Source organism: Streptomyces sp. NBC_01381 (genome assembly GCF_026340305.1).
GTDB lineage: Bacteria > Actinomycetota > Actinomycetes > Streptomycetales > Streptomycetaceae > Streptomyces.
On the sequence record NZ_JAPEPI010000002.1, the window covers coordinates 542,349 to 557,867 of the forward strand.

General features: G+C 70.1%; 17 protein-coding genes. 7 read left to right on the forward strand and 10 right to left on the reverse strand.

Annotated features, from left to right (window positions below; all coding sequences use genetic code 11):
• Positions 1-15 precede the first annotated feature (15 nt).
• Positions 16-1,131 (reverse strand): magnesium and cobalt transport protein CorA, encoded by a 1,116-nt coding sequence (locus OG453_RS24260; RefSeq protein ID WP_266870568.1) that lies wholly within the window; start codon positions 1,129-1,131, stop codon positions 16-18.
• A gap of 473 nt (positions 1,132-1,604) precedes the next feature.
• Here OG453_RS24260 and OG453_RS24265 point away from each other — a divergent pair, with 473 nt between their 5' ends.
• The gene (locus OG453_RS24265; RefSeq protein ID WP_266870569.1) at positions 1,605-2,189 is read left to right on the forward strand and encodes a suppressor of fused domain protein; all 585 of its coding nucleotides are present in this window, start codon (positions 1,605-1,607) and stop codon (positions 2,187-2,189) included.
• Between the two features lie 18 nt (positions 2,190-2,207).
• Here OG453_RS24265 and OG453_RS24270 read toward each other — a convergent pair whose 3' ends face one another.
• Positions 2,208-3,461, reverse strand: coding sequence for an MFS transporter (locus OG453_RS24270; RefSeq protein ID WP_266870570.1), 1,254 nt, complete (start codon positions 3,459-3,461; stop codon positions 2,208-2,210).
• A gap of 172 nt (positions 3,462-3,633) precedes the next feature.
• Between OG453_RS24270 and OG453_RS24275 the strand changes: the two genes are divergently transcribed.
• The 3 genes from OG453_RS24275 (at position 3,634) to OG453_RS24285 (ending at position 5,967) form a co-directional block, all read left to right on the forward strand.
• The gene (locus OG453_RS24275) at positions 3,634-4,275 is read left to right on the forward strand and encodes a DUF6758 family protein (protein WP_266870571.1); all 642 of its coding nucleotides are present in this window, start codon (positions 3,634-3,636) and stop codon (positions 4,273-4,275) included.
• Between the two features lie 145 nt (positions 4,276-4,420).
• Positions 4,421-5,287, forward strand: a complete 867-nt coding sequence (locus OG453_RS24280) for a PHP domain-containing protein (protein WP_266870572.1) — start codon at positions 4,421-4,423, stop codon at positions 5,285-5,287.
• 74 nt (positions 5,288-5,361) lie between these two features.
• Positions 5,362-5,967, forward strand: a complete 606-nt coding sequence (locus OG453_RS24285; RefSeq protein WP_266870573.1) for a MarC family protein — start codon at positions 5,362-5,364, stop codon at positions 5,965-5,967.
• Between the two features lie 61 nt (positions 5,968-6,028).
• Here the strand turns inward: OG453_RS24285 and OG453_RS24290 are convergent, their stop codons facing one another.
• Positions 6,029-6,181, reverse strand: coding sequence for a hypothetical protein (locus OG453_RS24290; RefSeq protein ID WP_266870575.1), 153 nt, complete (start codon positions 6,179-6,181; stop codon positions 6,029-6,031).
• Positions 6,182-6,392: 211 nt separating this feature from the next.
• Here OG453_RS24290 and OG453_RS24295 point away from each other — a divergent pair, with 211 nt between their 5' ends.
• A complete protein-coding gene (locus OG453_RS24295; protein WP_266870576.1) occupies positions 6,393-7,292 on the forward strand; it encodes an NYN domain-containing protein in 900 nt (299 codons plus the stop codon).
• A 19-nt stretch (positions 7,293-7,311) separates the two neighbouring features.
• Here the strand turns inward: OG453_RS24295 and OG453_RS24300 are convergent, their stop codons facing one another.
• The 3 genes from OG453_RS24300 to OG453_RS24310 all read right to left on the reverse strand — a co-directional run bounded on the left by OG453_RS24300 (position 7,312) and on the right by OG453_RS24310 (position 11,291).
• Entirely contained in the window at positions 7,312-8,007 is a 696-nt protein-coding gene (locus tag OG453_RS24300) for an ester cyclase (RefSeq protein ID WP_266870577.1), read from the reverse strand.
• 43 nt (positions 8,008-8,050) lie between these two features.
• Positions 8,051-8,923: an alpha/beta fold hydrolase gene (locus OG453_RS24305; RefSeq protein WP_266870578.1), complete on the reverse strand. Its 873-nt coding sequence runs from the start codon at positions 8,921-8,923 to the stop codon at positions 8,051-8,053.
• A 175-nt stretch (positions 8,924-9,098) separates the two neighbouring features.
• On the reverse strand, positions 9,099-11,291 hold the full coding sequence (locus OG453_RS24310) for a DEAD/DEAH box helicase (protein WP_266870579.1): 2,193 nt from the start codon (positions 11,289-11,291) through the stop codon (positions 9,099-9,101).
• Positions 11,292-11,753: 462 nt separating this feature from the next.
• Here OG453_RS24310 and OG453_RS24315 point away from each other — a divergent pair, with 462 nt between their 5' ends.
• Entirely contained in the window at positions 11,754-12,491 is a 738-nt protein-coding gene (locus OG453_RS24315; protein ID WP_266870580.1) for a ferritin-like fold-containing protein, read from the forward strand.
• A 30-nt stretch (positions 12,492-12,521) separates the two neighbouring features.
• Here OG453_RS24315 and OG453_RS24320 read toward each other — a convergent pair whose 3' ends face one another.
• From OG453_RS24320 to OG453_RS24335, 4 genes are all read right to left on the reverse strand, one after another.
• Positions 12,522-12,794 (reverse strand): hypothetical protein, encoded by a 273-nt coding sequence (locus OG453_RS24320; protein ID WP_266870581.1) that lies wholly within the window; start codon positions 12,792-12,794, stop codon positions 12,522-12,524.
• A gap of 177 nt (positions 12,795-12,971) precedes the next feature.
• Positions 12,972-13,199, reverse strand: coding sequence for a DUF3107 domain-containing protein (locus OG453_RS24325; protein WP_266870582.1), 228 nt, complete (start codon positions 13,197-13,199; stop codon positions 12,972-12,974).
• Between the two features lie 144 nt (positions 13,200-13,343).
• Positions 13,344-13,985, reverse strand: a complete 642-nt coding sequence (locus OG453_RS24330; RefSeq protein ID WP_266870584.1) for a TetR/AcrR family transcriptional regulator — start codon at positions 13,983-13,985, stop codon at positions 13,344-13,346.
• Between the two features lie 144 nt (positions 13,986-14,129).
• The gene (locus OG453_RS24335) at positions 14,130-14,342 is read right to left on the reverse strand and encodes a hypothetical protein (protein WP_266870585.1); all 213 of its coding nucleotides are present in this window, start codon (positions 14,340-14,342) and stop codon (positions 14,130-14,132) included.
• Between the two features lie 186 nt (positions 14,343-14,528).
• Between OG453_RS24335 and OG453_RS24340 the strand changes: the two genes are divergently transcribed.
• Positions 14,529-15,518 (forward strand): alpha/beta fold hydrolase, encoded by a 990-nt coding sequence (locus OG453_RS24340; protein ID WP_266870586.1) that lies wholly within the window; start codon positions 14,529-14,531, stop codon positions 15,516-15,518.
• Position 15,519 lies beyond the last annotated feature (1 nt).

Below are 15,519 nucleotides of genomic sequence, written 5' to 3' on the forward strand. Positions count from 1 at the left end.
CTACCGAGTGGGCTGCTACAGCCAGCCGTTGCGCTTCAGGGTGCGGTGGATCGCCCAGCAGACGCCGCCGATGAGGCCGAGCACCATGGGGTAGCCGTACCGCCAGTGCAGCTCGGGCATGTGGTCGAAGTTCATGCCGTAGACCCCGCAGACCGCCGTCGGCACGGCGATGATCGCCGCCCAGGAGGTGATCTTGCGCATGTCCTCGTTCTGCGCGACCGCGGCCTGGGCGAGGTTGGCCTGCAGGATCGAGTTGAGCAGTTCGTCGAAGCCGACGACCTGCTCCTGGACGCGCGCCAGGTGGTCGGCGACGTCACGGAAGTACTTCTGGATGTCGGGGTCGACGAGCCGCATCGGCCGCTCGCTCAGGAGCAGCATGGGCCGAAGCAGCGGCGACACGGCACGCTTGAATTCGAGGACCTCGCGCTTGAGCTGGTAGATCCGCCCGGCGTCGACACCGCGCGCGGACCCCTTGCCCTTGCTCGGCGCGGAGAAGACCTCGCTCTCTACGTCGTCGATGTCGTCCTGCATCGCGTCGGCCACCGCGAGATAGCCGTCGACGACATGGTCGGCGATGGTGTGCAGCACGGCCGACGGGCCCTTGGCGAGCAGCTCGGGCTCCTCCTGGAGCCGCCGCCGCAGCGCCCGCAGCGAGCCGTGCCCGCCGTGCCGCACGGTGATGAAGAAGTCCCGCCCGGTGAAGCACATGACCTCGCCGGTCTCGACGACCTCGCTGGTGGCGGTGAGCTCGGCGTGCTCGACGTAGTGGATCGTCTTGAAGACGGTGAAGAGCGTGTCGTCGTAACGCTCCAGCTTGGGCCGCTGGTGCGCGTGCACCGCGTCCTCGACGGCAAGCGGGTGCAGCCCGAACTCGGCGGCAATACCCGCGAATTCGGCCTCGGTCGGCTCGTGCAGACCGATCCAGGCGAAGCCGCCGTCACGGCGCACCTGGAGCATCGCCTCGTGTGGGGTGAGGGTGTCGTCGCAGGCGGCGCGGCGGCCGTCGCGGTAGACCGCGCAGTCGACGACGGCGGACGCGGCCTCGCGGGTCGCGTCGTACGAGATGTAGGTGTTGCCGTCCTTGCGGGGCGCGGGACGGACTGCGGCACGCAGGTCGCGGATCATCGACATGGGCAGGCTCCTTTGACGGAGGCCGCCGGCGACGGTTGGAACTGCCCGGAATGGGGACGTCCTGCTGAGGATGTTTGGCACGTCCACAAAGCGGGGAGCACCGCACCGTCGCGGTGGCAGCTTCGCTACTGACTCAGACCGGAGAACTCAGAGAGATCAGGTGGAAACGAAGTGCTCTTCCGTCGCACGCGGCACGAGGAGTACGCACGCACAACTGGCAGCTACAGGGCTGCGTGAGATGTCAGACGGAAGAACGGGTGGTACTGCACGGTCGACTTCGATCCATGGCAGCCCCACCTCCTCCGGCCGGTCCCCCGTAGGGGAAGTCCCAAGCGCGTAGCGCGCGCGAAGTTATCTGCCCGGGCTGGAGAGCGCGCTCTGCGTGCTGCCCGGAACCAGCTGCCAACACTATCAGCCGACTGAAAGGTCAAGCCCCGCCTTTACCCACCACTGACGAGTTCTATGCTCGCTTCATGGCTGATGTTCTTGCTCTGGTGGAGGCCCGTCTCCGTACCGGCCTCGGCGAACCCGACGCGCGCGCCGCGGTGACCTTCCTCGGCACCGACCGTGTCGAAGTGCTGCGCTTCACAGACGGGGACGTGGTCAGGTACGCCACTCTCGGCATGTCGGTCCATCCGATGACCGACCCGACCGCCGCTCTCGCCGATCCGGTCAAGGGCCCGCGCGCGGAACTGGTGTTGTCGGTGCGGGGCGGCATCGCCGACACGGACAAGGTGCTCCGCCCGCTCGCGGTGCTTGCCGCATCCCCGCAGGTCGAGGGGCTCGTCGTGGCCCCGGGCGCCTCGCTCGACGTGGGTGAACCGCTGTGGCCCGGCGCGCAGTTCACGTCCGTACTGGTCGCGGAGCCGGGCGGCTTGGTGGAGGACCTGGACCTCGACGAGCCAATGGATCCCGTACGTTTCCTGCCGCTGCTGCCCATGACGCCGAACGAGGCCGCGTGGAAGCGGGTGCACGGCGCGGGGGCGCTTCAGGAGCGCTGGCTGAACAGCGGAACGGACCTGCGCGATCCGCTGCGCAAGTCCGTTTCGCTGGACTGAAGTGCTGTTCTGTAAGGCCTAGTTGGCGAAGACGGTGACGCTGTCCTCCGTCGCGTGCTTCGGTTCGAGCTTCTCGGCCTCGTGCGTGAGGGCGTCCTTGCGCGCCCACACCACGACCGCGCCGAGCACCGCAGTGACGGCCGCGACCACGAAGGGGATGTGGATGTTGCTCCACTCCTCGATCTTCGGCGCGAAGAACGGCGCGGCGGCCGCGGCGAACCACCGGACGAAGTTGTAGCCGGCGCTGGCCACCGGGCGCGGCGCGTCGGAGACCCCGAGGGCCAGCTCGGTGTAGACGGTGTTGTTCACGCCGATGAAGGCGCCGGACAGGATCGTGCAGACGATGGCCGTGGCGTGGTCGCCGTACCCGAGCACCAGCACGTCCACGGCGAGCAGCACCAGCGAACCGCCGAGCACCTTCAGCGAGCCGAACCGCGCCTGCAGCCGCGGGGCCACGAGCACCGAGAACACGGCGAGCAGCAGACCCCAGGCGAAGAAGATCGCACCCGACTTGTACGGCGTCGTGTTGAGCACGAACGGCGTGAAGGCCAGGACCGTGAAGAACGTGTAGTTGTAGAAGAACGCGGAGGCCGCGGCGGAGGCGAGGCCTCCGTGGCCGAGCGCCTTGATCGGCGCGAGCAGTGACGTCTTCCGCGCGGGCTTCGGCTGTTCCTTCAGGAACGCCGTGATGCAGAGGAAGCCGACGGCCATCAGGGCCGCCGTGCCGAAGAACGGGTAGCGCCAGCTGGCGTTGCCGAGCACCGCGCCGAGCAGTGGGCCGCACGCCATGCCGAGACCGAGCGCCGACTCGTAGAGCAGGATCGCGGCGGCGCTGCCGCCGGCCGCTGCGCCGACGATGACGGCGAGCGCGGTCGACACGAAGAGCGCGTTGCCGAGGCCCCATCCCGCCCGGAACCCGACGAGTTCACCGACCGAGCCCGATGTGCCGGCCAGGCCCGCGAAGACCACGACGAGCGCGAGGCCGAGGAGCAGGGTCTTCTTGCCGCCGATGCGGCTTGAGACGAAGCCGGTCACCAGCATCGCGACGGCGGTGATCAGGAAGTACGAGGTGAAGAGCAGAGAGACCTGGCTGGCCGACGCGTCAAGGCCCTTGGCGATGGAGGGGAGGATCGGGTCGACGAGCCCGATGCCCATGAAGGCGACGACGGACGCGCCTGCCGTGGCCCAGACGGCCTTCGGCTGGCGCAGAAGGCTGGTCGCGCCCTCGTCGAACGGATCCCCTTCTGCGGGGCCTCCTGTGCTGCTGTTCATGCCTGCTCCTTCGCGGCTGCCGGCGGGATCGTTGACGTATACATATATTAGTTAGCAAGGCTAAAAGATGCAAGCTACATCTAAGTTTGCCTGGTGGCGGGTGGTACGCCGTCGACTCCGGACGGGTGATCGTCCTTGACGCGGCGACGACCGGGGAGGACCGTTGGGCGCTATGAGGGGCGAACCCAGTTGCCCGAAGTGTGGTGGCCGGGTCAGGGCTCCCGGTCTCTTTGCCGACTCCTGGCAGTGCGATGTGCACGGGACCGTGCATCCGCTGCAGCCTGTGATCCCGCCCAGCGTCGAGGCCCTCCAAGTCGTGGTGCACCGTGCGCAGGTGCCCGTGTGGATGCCGTGGCCGCTGCCGGTGGGCTGGCTCTTCACGGGCGTGGCCTGCGCGGGCGACGACAGAAGCGGCGGCCGCGCGACCGCCGTGGCCTGCTCGGGGCCCGCACCGCTCGGCGGCATCGGCGAACTCGTCCTGGTCGCCGAGGAGCTCGGCGTCGGCCTCGGGGCGCGGTACGCCGGCGTCGACGGCCCGGACCCCGGCCCCTATCTGAACGTCGAGAAGCCGCCGCAGGCCAAGGTCCTGGCGGCCGGGCGGCCGACGCCGATGTGGCATGTGGCGGGCACGCCGGACGACCGGGCCGTCTTCGCGGGCGAGGCGCGGGGGCTCTGGCTGTGGGCGATCGCGTGGCCGGAGCAGTCGGGGCTCTTGATGTACGACGAGCTGGTCCTGACCGATCTGCGCGACGCGGGCGCCGAGGTGGACCTGCTGCCGTGCGGGGCGCTTTCGCCGCGGATCCTGATGCCGTGAGGGTGTTCTGAAGGTGCCGTGACGGTGTCCTGAGGGTGCCGGTGCGGTGAGCGGGGTCTCCCTCGTGGCGGCCGGGGGAGCGTTCGATTCCCGTTATCCTTGAGCGTCCCCCTCGTCCGCCCCGTCAGAGCCTGGAGTCCGCGTCGTGCGCATCGATCTGCACACCCACTCCACCGCTTCCGACGGCACGGACACCCCGGCCGAGCTGGTGCGCAACGCCGCAGTGGCCGGGCTCGACGTCGTCGCCCTCACGGACCACGACACCACCCGCGGGTACGCGGAAGCCGTCGCGGCCCTGCCCGCCGGACTGACCCTCGTCACCGGCGCCGAACTCTCCTGCCGCCTCGACGGCGTGGGCCTGCACATGCTGGCCTATCTCTTCGACCCCGACGAGCCCGAACTCGCCCGTGAGCGCGAGCTCGTGCGCGACGACCGGGTGCCGCGCGCGAAGACGATGATCGGCAAGCTCCAGGAGCTCGGCGTCCCCGTCACCTGGGAGCAGGTGGCGCGCATCGCGGGTGACGGCTCGGTCGGCCGCCCGCACATCGCCGAGGCCCTGGTGGAACTGGGCGTCGTACGCAGCGTCTCGGACGCCTTCACGCCCGACTGGCTCGCCGACGGCGGCCGCGCGTACGCCGAGAAGCACGAGCTCGACCCCTTCGACGCGATCCGCCTGGTCAAGGCGGCGGGCGGCGTCACCGTCTTCGCGCACCCCGCGGCCGTCAAGCGCGGCCAGGTCGTGCCCGAGGCCGCGATAGCGGAGCTCGCCGCGGCGGGCCTCGACGGTGTCGAGGCCGACCACATGGACCACGACCCGGCCACCCGCGCCCGGCTGCACGGCCTCGCCACGGACCTCGGCCTCCTTGCCACCGGGTCGAGCGACTACCACGGCAGCCGCAAGACGTGCGTGCTCGGGGAGTTCACCACCGACCCCGAGATCTACGGGGAGATCACGCGCCGCGCGACCGGGGCGTTCCCCGTGCCGGGCGCCGGTGGACGCCCCTCCGCGTAGTCCTCACTTCCACCTTTTCGCCGTCGCCCTTCCGTGCGGCGTCTTCGTACGACTCTCTCTGCAAGGCCATCACTGTGTTCGACGTCGCCGTCTTCGGCTCTCTCTTCCTCACCCTTTTTGTCATCATGGATCCCCCTGGGATCACCCCGATCTTCCTCGGGCTCACCTCCGGCCGACCCGCCAAGGTGCAGAAGAAGATGGCCTTCCAGGCCGTGTGCGTCGCCTTCGGCGTGATCGCGGTCTTCGGGCTCCTTGGCCATCAGATCCTCGAATACCTGCATGTCTCCGTCCCCGCGCTGATGATCGCGGGCGGTCTGCTGCTCCTGCTCATCGCGCTCGACCTGCTCACCGGCAAGACGGACGAGCCGAAGCAGACCAAGGACGTCAACGTCGCCCTCGTGCCGCTCGGCATGCCGCTGCTCGCCGGGCCCGGCGCCATCGTCTCCGTCATCCTGGCCGTGCAGAACGCCGACAGCGTCGGTACGCAGATCTCCGTCTGGGCGGCGATCGTGGCGATGCACGTCGTGCTGTGGCTGGTGATGCGCTACTCGCTGCTGATCATCCGCGTCATCAAGGACGGCGGCGTGGTCCTGGTGACCCGGCTCGCGGGCATGATGCTCTCCGCGATCGCGGTGCAGCAGATCATCAACGGCGTGACCCAGGTGATCCAGGGCAGCTAGCCGCCGGGCATACGAAGGGCCCCCGTACTCGACTGAGTACGGGGGCCCTTCGACGTCTGCGTTACGAGGCCGGGGATTCGGCCGGTCGGATGTAGATGCGCTGGCCGATCGCTGCGGCCTGCTGCACCATCCGGTTGACGGAGGCGGCGTCTACGACGGTCCGGTCCACGGCAGCGCCGTCGACGTCGTCGAGTCGCATGATTTCGAAGCGCATAAGGCTTCTCCCTTCGTCTGGTCATCCTCCTGAAGGAGAACTACTGGTGTGAGCGGAGCGCGGGGCATCGGTGTCCCGCGTTCCATACGGGTACAACGGGTTGCCCCATGCAAACATTCCCTACGCTAAGGAAATTTTTCGACAGCCTAATTACTCGCGGGTAGCGAGACCGGTTGTGTTCGCAGCGTGACCAGCGGGACAATGTGCACCAATGGACGCAGAAACCGAGATCAGAGCCCAGCTTGAGCGCGCCAACAGCCTTCTCGAGCGGATGCTCGCCGAGGTGGCGAAGACACCGTCGACGCACGCGATCTTCGTCGACGCGGGGTATGTGTACGCGGCGGCGGGCCGGCTCGCGGTCGGCACCGAGGACCGGCGGGCCTTCGACCTGGACGCGGAGGGCCTGATCGAGGCGTTCATCGACAAGGCCCGCACGATCTTCGCGGACAGCAGGCTGCTGCGCGTCTACTGGTACGACGGTGCGCGGCGCCGCATCCACACGATGGAGCAGCAGTCGATCGCGGAGCTCCCGGACGTCAAGGTGCGCCTCGGCAACCTCAACGCGAACAACCAGCAGAAGGGCGTCGACTCCCTCATCAGGACCGACCTGGAGTCACTGGCCAGGCACCGCGCGATCAGCGACGCGGCACTGATCGGGGGCGACGAGGACCTGGTCTCGGCGGTGGAGGCGGCGCAGGGGTACGGCGCGCGGGTCCATCTCTGGGGCATCGAGGCGGCCGAAGGCGGCCGCAACCAGGCGGAGCCGCTGCTCTGGGAGGTCGACAGCCAGCGGACGTTCGACCTCGATTTCTTCAAGCCGTACGTGTCGCGGCGCACCGTCGCGGCGACGTACGAGACGCTCGGCACGCCCCGGCCCTCCCGCGAGGACGTGCGCTTCGTGGGCGCGCAGATCGCCGCGAAGTGGCTGGCGGCGCGGGGGCGCGAGGCGCTGGTGGACCTGCTGCCGGGGCATCCCTACCTGCCCGGTTCGGTCGATCAGGAACTCCTGGTGGAGGCGGAGAAGCTGCTTGCCTACTCGCTGCGGGGTCAGTCGGATCTGCGGCGGGCGCTGCGGGACGGCTTCTGGGAACACCTGCAGACGCAGTACTGAGCCCTCGGGGAACCGCGGGTCAGCTCTCGACGACGCCCAGCTGCTGCATGAGGCCGAGGTCGTCCACGTTCCACCAGCTCTCCGCCATCTTGCCGCCCTTGCAGCGGAAGGTCGCGTGGCCGGTGCCGGCGACATCGCGGCCGGTCGCTTCCAGGCCCTGGTACGGGCCGACGTGGCGGCCCTTGAACGAGAACCGCGCGCACACCAGATCGCCGTCGGCCATCAGGCTCTCCACGGTGGCCGTCGGGTGGAACCCCTCCACGATCTCCCGGTTCGAGACCTTGACCTCCGCCAGGCCCGCGTCATAGGAGGCCTGCGACGGGTCGTGCTCCCGATAGTCGGCGGTACACATCCCGTCCATCGCGTCGATGTCGCCCTTGTTCACCACTTCCTCGAAGAAGCCGCTGACCACGCTCTTGTTCAGCTGCTCGTCGCGCAGGACGTCGAGGTCGGTGAACGACGGCGCCTCGTCGCAGAGCGCGACCATCTCCCGGAAGATCCGGTCCGTTTCCGGCAGCTGCGAGTTCGCCATCGCTGCCTCGTAGGACGGAAACTCCACGATTTCCATCAGGTGAGTGGAGTCGGAGCGGTCCCGGCCCATCATGGCGTGGGTGGCCGTCCGCTTGCCCTGGGTGGCTTCGACCCAGGTGTCCATCACCTTGTTCAGCGCGTCGATCTGATGCGTCTTGCAGTCGATGACCTGGACGAATGTCATGACGCCTGCCTCCTGTAATGGGGCCGTACGTAGCCCTTTCAGGCTAGGCCCGCCCCAGGTGGCTGTCCTCCCAGAAGGCGAGGAGCGCGGCGGCGGTCTCTTCCGGGCGGTCGGTGTTGGGGGAGTGCTCGGCGCCGGTGATGACGGTGCGGTGGGCGCGCAGACGCTTGGCCATGTCATCGAGCCAGGCGACGGGCCAGGTGTCGTCGCGCTCGCCCGAGATGACGTGCTTGGGCAGCGGCGTCGCGGCGAGTTCCGTGACGCGGTCGGGCTCGGCGCAGAGCTGCTTGCCGGTGGTGATGAGCTGGGCCGGGCTGTGCCGCAGCCAGCGCTCGCGGAGCGCCTCGTCGCCGTCGAGGTCCGTGTCCTCCGGCGGGTCATGGGCCTGGATGGCCTCCCAGGCCTCGGCCATCGACAGTACGGCGAGGGCGTCGGTCAGCATCTTGGCGCGGGCCTGCTGGGAGGGGGAGATCTGGGCGGGGCCCGATGACATGAGGGTGAGCGAGGCGAAGGTGCCCGCGCCGGTGCCGGGGGCCCGCAGGACCGCCGCGCGGGCGATCTGGCCGCCGAGTGAGTGGCCGAGGAGGTGGAGCGGTCCGCCGCCGACCGCTGCGGCCTGGGCGAGCACGTCGCTCGCCAACTCCCCCTGGGCGTAAGGGGATTCATTGTCCGCCGGGCCGGCGCTCTCGTACTGTCCGCGGCCGTCCACGGAGACCGCGCGGTACCCGGCGTCGGCGATGGGCCTGAGGAGGGCGATGAAGTCCTCCTTGCTGCCGGTGAACCCGGGCAGCAGCAGGACGGTGCCTCTGGCCTCGCCGGCCGGGCGGGCGTCGAGGGTGGCGAAGTCGCCGCGCGCGGTGTGGAGGGCGTGGGCGGCTACGCCGGGGGGCGGGGTGAAGGTGGGGGGCCTGCTCATGGCTTGAGGCTATCGGCAGGGGCGGGCTGGGGGCTTGGGGCGGGGCTGCGGGGTGATCGGGTGGGTGGGCGGGAAAGATCCGCCGCGGAGCGGCGGGCCAGGTGGGAGCGGACCGCAACGCCGAAGGCCCGGTACCCCAAGGGGAACCGGGCCTTCGTAAGACGACGGGCCGAGCCTACTCGGCCGCCTCCGCGGTCTTCCGCGTACGCCGACGAGGCTTCGCGATCGTCGCCTCGGGGGCATCGACCTCAGCCGTGGCGGCAACAGCCTTCCGCGTACGGCGACGCGGCTTCGACTCCTCCGTCGGCTGAGCGGGGATCTCCGCCTCGACGACGGTCTCCGCAACCTTCTTCGTACGGCGACGCGGCTTGGCGGGGGCCTCGGCCTCCACCGCCTCGACGGTGTCGACCACGGTCTCCGCAGCCTTCTTGGTGCGGCGACGCGGCTTCGCGGGGGCTTCCGCCTCCACGGCCTCGACGACGGTCTCCGCGGCCTTCTTCGTGCGGCGGCGCGGCTTGGCGGGGGCCTCGGCCTCCGCTGCCTCCACTGCCTCGACGGTGTCGACGACGGCCTCCGCGGCCTTCTTCGTACGGCGGCGCGGCTTGGCGGGGGCCTCGGCCTCCACGGCCTCGACCGTGTCGACCACGGTCTCCGCGGCCTTCTTCGTACGGCGGCGCGGCTTCGCGGGGGCCTCAGCCTCCACGACCTCCGCAGTCTCGACGACGGTCTCCGCGGCCTTGCGGGTGCGGCGGCGCGGCTTGGCGGGGGCCTCGGCCTCCACCGCCTCGACGGTGTCGACGACGGCCTCCGCGGCCTTCCGCGTACGGCGACGCGGCTTCGCGGGAGCCTCGGGCTCGGCCTCCGGCACCGTGGTGGCCTCGACCGTGGCGACCGCAGCCTCCGCGGCCTCACCGGAACGCGTCCGGCGCCGGCGGCGCGGCGCGCGCGGCTCGGTCGGCTCCACAGGAGCGGCGGCGGGCGCCGGCTCCGGGGACGCCGGGGTCTCGACCGACGGGGTCGCCGTCGCGTCCAGCGGGCTGCCCGAGCGCGTACGGCGCCGGCGGCGCGGCGTACGAGCCGGACGCTCCTCGGACGCGGGAGCGGCAGCGGGACCGGAGGAACGGCCACGGTCCTGCGAGCGGCCGTTGCCGCGGCCCCCGCGGGCGCCACGCCCGCCCGTCTCGCCCAGGTCCTCGATCTCCTCCGCGCCCAGACCCGCACGGGTCCGCTCGGTACGCGGAAGGACACCCTTGGTGCCCGCCGGGATGCTCAGCTCCTCGAAGAGGTGCGGAGAGCTCGAGTACGTCTCGACCGGGTCGGCGAAGCCGAGGTCGAGCGCCTTGTTGATCAGCTGCCAGCGCGGGATGTCGTCCCAGTCGACCAGCGTGATCGCGATGCCCTTGGCACCCGCGCGGCCGGTGCGGCCGATGCGGTGCAGGTACGTCTTCTCGTCCTCGGGGGACTGGTAGTTGATGACGTGCGTGACGCCCTCGACGTCGATGCCGCGGGCGGCGACGTCGGTGCAGACGAGCACGTCCACCTTGCCGTTGCGGAACGCGCGCAGCGCCTGCTCACGGGCGCCCTGCCCGAGGTCGCCGTGCACGGCGCCGGAGGCGAAGCCGCGCTTCTCGAGCTGCTCGGCGATGTCGGCGGCGGTCCGCTTCGTACGGCAGAAGATCATCGCGAGCCCGCGGCCGTCGGCCTGCAGGATGCGCGCGATCATCTCGGGCTTGTCCATGTTGTGCGCGCGGTAGACGAACTGCGCGGTGTTCGCGACGGTCTGGCCCTCGTCGTCCGGCGCGGTGGCGCGGATGTGCGTCGGCTGCGACATGTAGCGGCGCGCGAGGCCGATGACGGCGCCCGGCATGGTCGCCGAGAACAGCATCGTCTGACGCTTGGCCGGCAGCATGTTGATGATCCGCTCGACGTCGGGCAGGAAGCCCAGGTCGAGCATCTCGTCGGCCTCGTCGAGGACGAGGCACTTGACGTGCTTGAGGTCGAGCTTGCGCTGACCGGCGAGGTCGAGCAGCCGGCCCGGCGTGCCGACGACGATGTCGACGCCCTTCTTGAGCGCCTCGACCTGCGGCTCGTAGGCACGGCCGCCGTATATGGCGAGGACGCGTACGTTCCGCGCCTTGCCGGCGGTGAGCAGGTCGTTGGTGACCTGCTGGCACAGCTCACGCGTGGGGACGACGATGAGGGCCTGCGGCGCCTCGGTCAGCTGCTCGGGCTTGGCCCGGCCGGCCTCGACGTCCGCGGGGACGGTGACGCGCTCCAGGAGCGGGAGACCGAAGCCGAGCGTCTTGCCGGTGCCGGTCTTGGCCTGGCCGATGACGTCGGTGCCGGAGAGGGCAACGGGGAGCGTCATCTCTTGGATGGGGAACGGGCTGATGATGCCGACGGCCTCAAGGGCCTCGGCCGTCTCGGGGAGAATCCCGAGATCGCGGAAAGTCGTAGTCAGGGCATTGCCTCTTCTGTGAGACGCGGCCTGAGGCGAACGCTGGGGGTCGTGACCGTGCCACTACCGCCGGCTGCTTGGGGGGCGGGCCGGGGGCGCGGGACCACTGCCTGCGCTCGAGCGCTCATACCGCTGAGGTTCCCTCCTCGTGCCGTACGCACTGTGCGTACCGCCTGGAGGGCTGTCGGGTCGGAGCCGATCGGGCCTCCGACCGGGCATCCTCATTCATACGGCCCGACGAATATTCGGCGGGCGCTTTATCACTGTACCCCGGAATCCCGCAGCCGTGTCTGGCGAATTGGTCACGTAGTCGTAGTCACAGTCACTGACCAGGCCCTTACGCGTTGCTGCGAGCGGGCTATTGTGCGGTTTATGGAGACGCCTGACACCGCCGCTGACACGCCCGCCGAACCGACCGGAGTCGCCGCCCAGGACTGGGCGACCGCTTCCGCCGAGCCGCACTACCGCGCCGCGGTGGTGGATCTGCTCGGCGCGCTCGCCTATGGAGAGCTCGCGGCCTTCGAGCGCCTCGCCGAGGACGCGAAGCTGGCGCCGACGCTCGGCGACAAGGCGGAGCTGGCGAAGATGGCGTCGGCGGAGTTCCACCACTTCGAGCAGCTCAGGGACCGGCTCTCGGCGATCGGCGCGGACCCGACCGAGGCGATGGAGCCGTTCGTCGCGGCGCTCGACGGCTTCCACCGTCAGACGGCGCCGTCCGACTGGCTCGAGGGCCTGGTCAAGGCGTACGTCGGCGACTCGATCGCCAGTGACTTCTACCGCGAGGTCGCGGCGCGGCTCGACGGCGACACGCGCGGGCTCGTGCTCGCTGTGCTCGACGACACGGGGCACGCGAGCTTCGCGGTGGAGAAGGTGCGCGCGGCGATCGATGCGGATCCTCGCGTGGGCGGGCGGCTCGCGTTGTGGGCCCGTCGCCTGATGGGCGAGGCGCTTTCGCAGTCGCAGCGGGTTGTGGCTGACCGGGATGCGTTGTCGACCATGCTGGTCGGGGGCGTTGCCGATGGGTTCGACCTTGCCGAGGTCGGGCGGATGTTCTCTCGGATCACTGAGGCGCACACCAAGCGGATGGCTGCGTTGGGGCTTGCCGCGTAAGTCCTTCGGGGGCGCCCCCCTGGGCGCCCCTTACGCCGTCGCCGAGCGACGGCTCAGTCTGTTGCGGCTCGGGCGGAGCAGTAGTGACAGCAAGGCCGCCGACACTGCCACCGCGCCCGCGATTGTCGCGGGGGTGTGGCCCGCGCCCAGGGCCATATGCGCGACGAAGGAGCCGATCAGGGCGCCCGCTGTGCCGGTCGCGAGGACCAGGTTGCGCGCGGGGAGCCGGTGGGGCAGGCGGTGGGCCGCGGCCCATGCCAGGGCGAAACCGAGCAGTGTGGATCCGAGTGCTTCCAGAATCACAGGGTGTCCCTCCCTCGCGGCCAGGTGCAAAACGGTCGTAGCCGGTATTACCCCTGGCGGCCGGAACGCAACCCTCCGAGCGAGGTCAGGTACGTACAACGAGTTACGAACGACGAGAACGGCCCGGTGGATCACCACCGGGCCGTTCTCCTTGTGCGCCTTGCGTGCGCACCCTGCTTACAGGGCGCTGAAGCCCACCTTGCGCGCGGTCGGCTCGCCGAGCTCGACGTACGCGAGGCGGTCGGCCGGAACCAGGACCTTGCGGCCGTGGTCGTCCACGAGGCTCAGCAGCGGCGACTTGCCAGTCAGTGCCTCGGACACCGCGCGCTCGACTTCCTCGGCACTCTGGCCGCTCTCCAGCACGATCTCGCGGGGCGCGTACTGCACGCCGATCTTGACCTCCACGGCTATGTCCCTCCGACGGTCAGTGATGTGCGCGGCCGTCCGCGCCGTACTCAGCACACATTAGCCCGGTGAAGCGATGCTCACGGTGCCGCCGCCGCACGCCAGTAGCGAACAGAAAACGGGAACAGGGAGCACCGCCGCCGATCAGTGGCCGTCCGTGCCGTGCAGCGGGAAGCCCGCGATGCCCCGCCAGGCCAGCGAGGTGAGCAGCTCCACCGCCTTGTCGCGCGGGACCGTGCTGCCGCTGGCGAGCCAGTAGCGCGCGACCACCTGCGAGTAGCCGCCCAGGCCCACGGCGAGCAGCATCGCCTCGTCGCGGGGCAGGCCCGTGTCCTCGGCGATGACCTCGCAGATCGCCTCAGCGCACTGGAGCGTCACCCGCTCCACGCGCTCGCGGACCGCGGGCTCGTTGGTCAGGTCGGACTCGAAGACCAGGCGGAACGCGCCGCCCTCCTCCTCCACGTACGCGAAGTACGCGTCCATCGTGGCCGCGACGCGCAGCTTGTTGTCCGTCGTGGACGCGAGGGCCGTGCGGATGGACTGCAGCAGCGACTCGCAGTGCTGGTCGAGCAGTGCGAGGTACAGGTCGAGCTTGCCGGGGAAGTGCTGGTAGAGCACCGGCTTGCTGACACCGGCCCGCTCGGCGATGTCGTCCATCGCCGCAGCGTGGTACCCCTGCGCGACGAAGACCTCCTGCGCCGCGCCCAGGAGCTGATTGCGTCGGGCACGACGCGGCAGGCGTGTGCCCCGCGGGCGTGCCGCCTCTGTCTGCTCGATGGCTGTCACGCCGCCTCCCATGATCGTGAACGTGCGGTGTGCGCCGCGCCGCCATCGTACTTTTCGGTAACCGTGATGTGCGCGGTACGAGCGGAGAATTTCACGGACTGGATGGCCGTGGAAGCCGTGCGTAGCAGGGCAAACACGGGCAGGTCAGCGATAGTCGTCCTCGTCGATGGTGACGACGCGGGCCTGTTCGGCCAGGTCCGCCTCGTTGGCCGCGTCCCGGTCGGCGCCCTGGAGGGAGTCGTCCTGGCTCTGGGCGAGGTCGGTGTGCTGCTCGGCGGCGTCGGTCTCGGGGGTCTCGGCGCTGCTCTCGGACTCCTCGACCTCGAAGGTGTCGGGGTCGGACGGGTCGACGGTCATCGTCACTCTCTTCCCTAGCGCACTACTAGTGGTGCGAGTGCCCTGTTCGCCCTCTTCTATGAGCCCCTCTCCTACGAGCCTAGGAGACTGCCGAACCAGGCGCTATGCGATCTCCCCGCGACATCGGCCGGATCTGTGACGGCGAACACACGAACCACCGCGTGATCGTCTCGTAACATTGCCCGCATGTCTTCGACCGAGTTGCCGCACGTGCTCGCCGCCGCCGTCGCGCCCAAGCCGGGTGCCGTCGGCGTCGCGGCGGGCGAGCGGCTCGACTCGGTCGGCCTTCCCGGACTCACGCTTTCCGTACGTTCCAGGCCTGCCGTCCGCGAAGGGCTGCCGCCCGCCCTGTTCGTGCACGGGCTCGGCGGGTCCTCGCAGAACTGGTCGGCGCTGATGCCGCGGGTCGAGTCCGTCGTCGACTGCGAGGCGCTGGACCTGCCCGGCTTCGGGGACTCGCCGCCGCCCGACGACGGCAATTACTCGGTCACGGGCCACGCGCGCGCGGTCATCCGCTACCTGGACGCGAGCGACCGCGGCCCCGTCCACCTGGTCGGCAACTCGCTGGGCGGCGCGGTCACCACCCGCGTCGCCGCGGTCCGCCCCGACCTCGTACGCACGCTCACGCTGATCTCCCCGGCACTGCCCGAGCTGCGGGTGCAGCGCACGGCGATGCCGACCGGGCTGCTCGCGGTGCCCGGCGTCGCGAGCCTGTTCACCAAGCTCACCAAGGACTGGACGGCCGAGCAGCGGGTCAGCGGTGTCATGGCGCTCTGTTACGGCGACCCGGCCCGGATCACGCCGGAAGGTTTCGCCGCGGCGGTCCGCGAGATGGAGCGCAGGCTCGCGCTGCCCTATATGTGGGACGCGATGACGCGCTCGGCGCGCGGCATCGTGAACGCGTACACGCTGGGCGGCCAGCACGGTCTGTGGCGACAGGCCGAGCGGGTGCTCGCGCCGACGCTGCTCGTCTACGGCGGCCGCGATCTGCTCGTCTCGTACCGGATGGCGCGCAAGGCGGCCGCCGCGTTCCGCGATTCACGGCTGCTCACGCTGCCGGACGCGGGGCATGTGGCGATGATGGAGTATCCGGACACGGTGGCCAGCGCCTTCCGTGAACTGCTCGTGGACACCGGCGAGTTGAGCGATACCGGCGACGCGGGTTCGGGGAGCTGAG

Bases quoted from the DNA above. Each gene is read 5' to 3' on its own strand.
- OG453_RS24260 (WP_266870568.1), bottom strand. From the start codon at position 1,131: ATGTCGATGATCCGCGACCTGCGTGCCGCAGTCCGTCCCGCGCCCCGC.
- OG453_RS24265 (WP_266870569.1), top strand. From the start codon at position 1,605: ATGGCTGATGTTCTTGCTCTGGTGGAGGCCCGTCTCCGTACCGGCCTC.
- OG453_RS24270 (WP_266870570.1), bottom strand. From the start codon at position 3,461: ATGAACAGCAGCACAGGAGGCCCCGCAGAAGGGGATCCGTTCGACGAG.
- OG453_RS24275 (WP_266870571.1), top strand. From the start codon at position 3,634: ATGAGGGGCGAACCCAGTTGCCCGAAGTGTGGTGGCCGGGTCAGGGCT.
- OG453_RS24290 (WP_266870575.1), bottom strand. From the start codon at position 6,181: ATGCGCTTCGAAATCATGCGACTCGACGACGTCGACGGCGCTGCCGTG.
- OG453_RS24295 (WP_266870576.1), top strand. From the start codon at position 6,393: ATGGACGCAGAAACCGAGATCAGAGCCCAGCTTGAGCGCGCCAACAGC.
- OG453_RS24300 (WP_266870577.1), bottom strand. From the start codon at position 8,007: ATGACATTCGTCCAGGTCATCGACTGCAAGACGCATCAGATCGACGCG.
- OG453_RS24305 (WP_266870578.1), bottom strand. From the start codon at position 8,923: ATGAGCAGGCCCCCCACCTTCACCCCGCCCCCCGGCGTAGCCGCCCAC.
- OG453_RS24310 (WP_266870579.1), bottom strand. From the start codon at position 11,291: ATGACGCTCCCCGTTGCCCTCTCCGGCACCGACGTCATCGGCCAGGCC.
- OG453_RS24315 (WP_266870580.1), top strand. From the start codon at position 11,754: ATGGAGACGCCTGACACCGCCGCTGACACGCCCGCCGAACCGACCGGA.
- OG453_RS24335 (WP_266870585.1), bottom strand. From the start codon at position 14,342: ATGACCGTCGACCCGTCCGACCCCGACACCTTCGAGGTCGAGGAGTCC.
- OG453_RS24340 (WP_266870586.1), top strand. From the start codon at position 14,529: ATGTCTTCGACCGAGTTGCCGCACGTGCTCGCCGCCGCCGTCGCGCCC.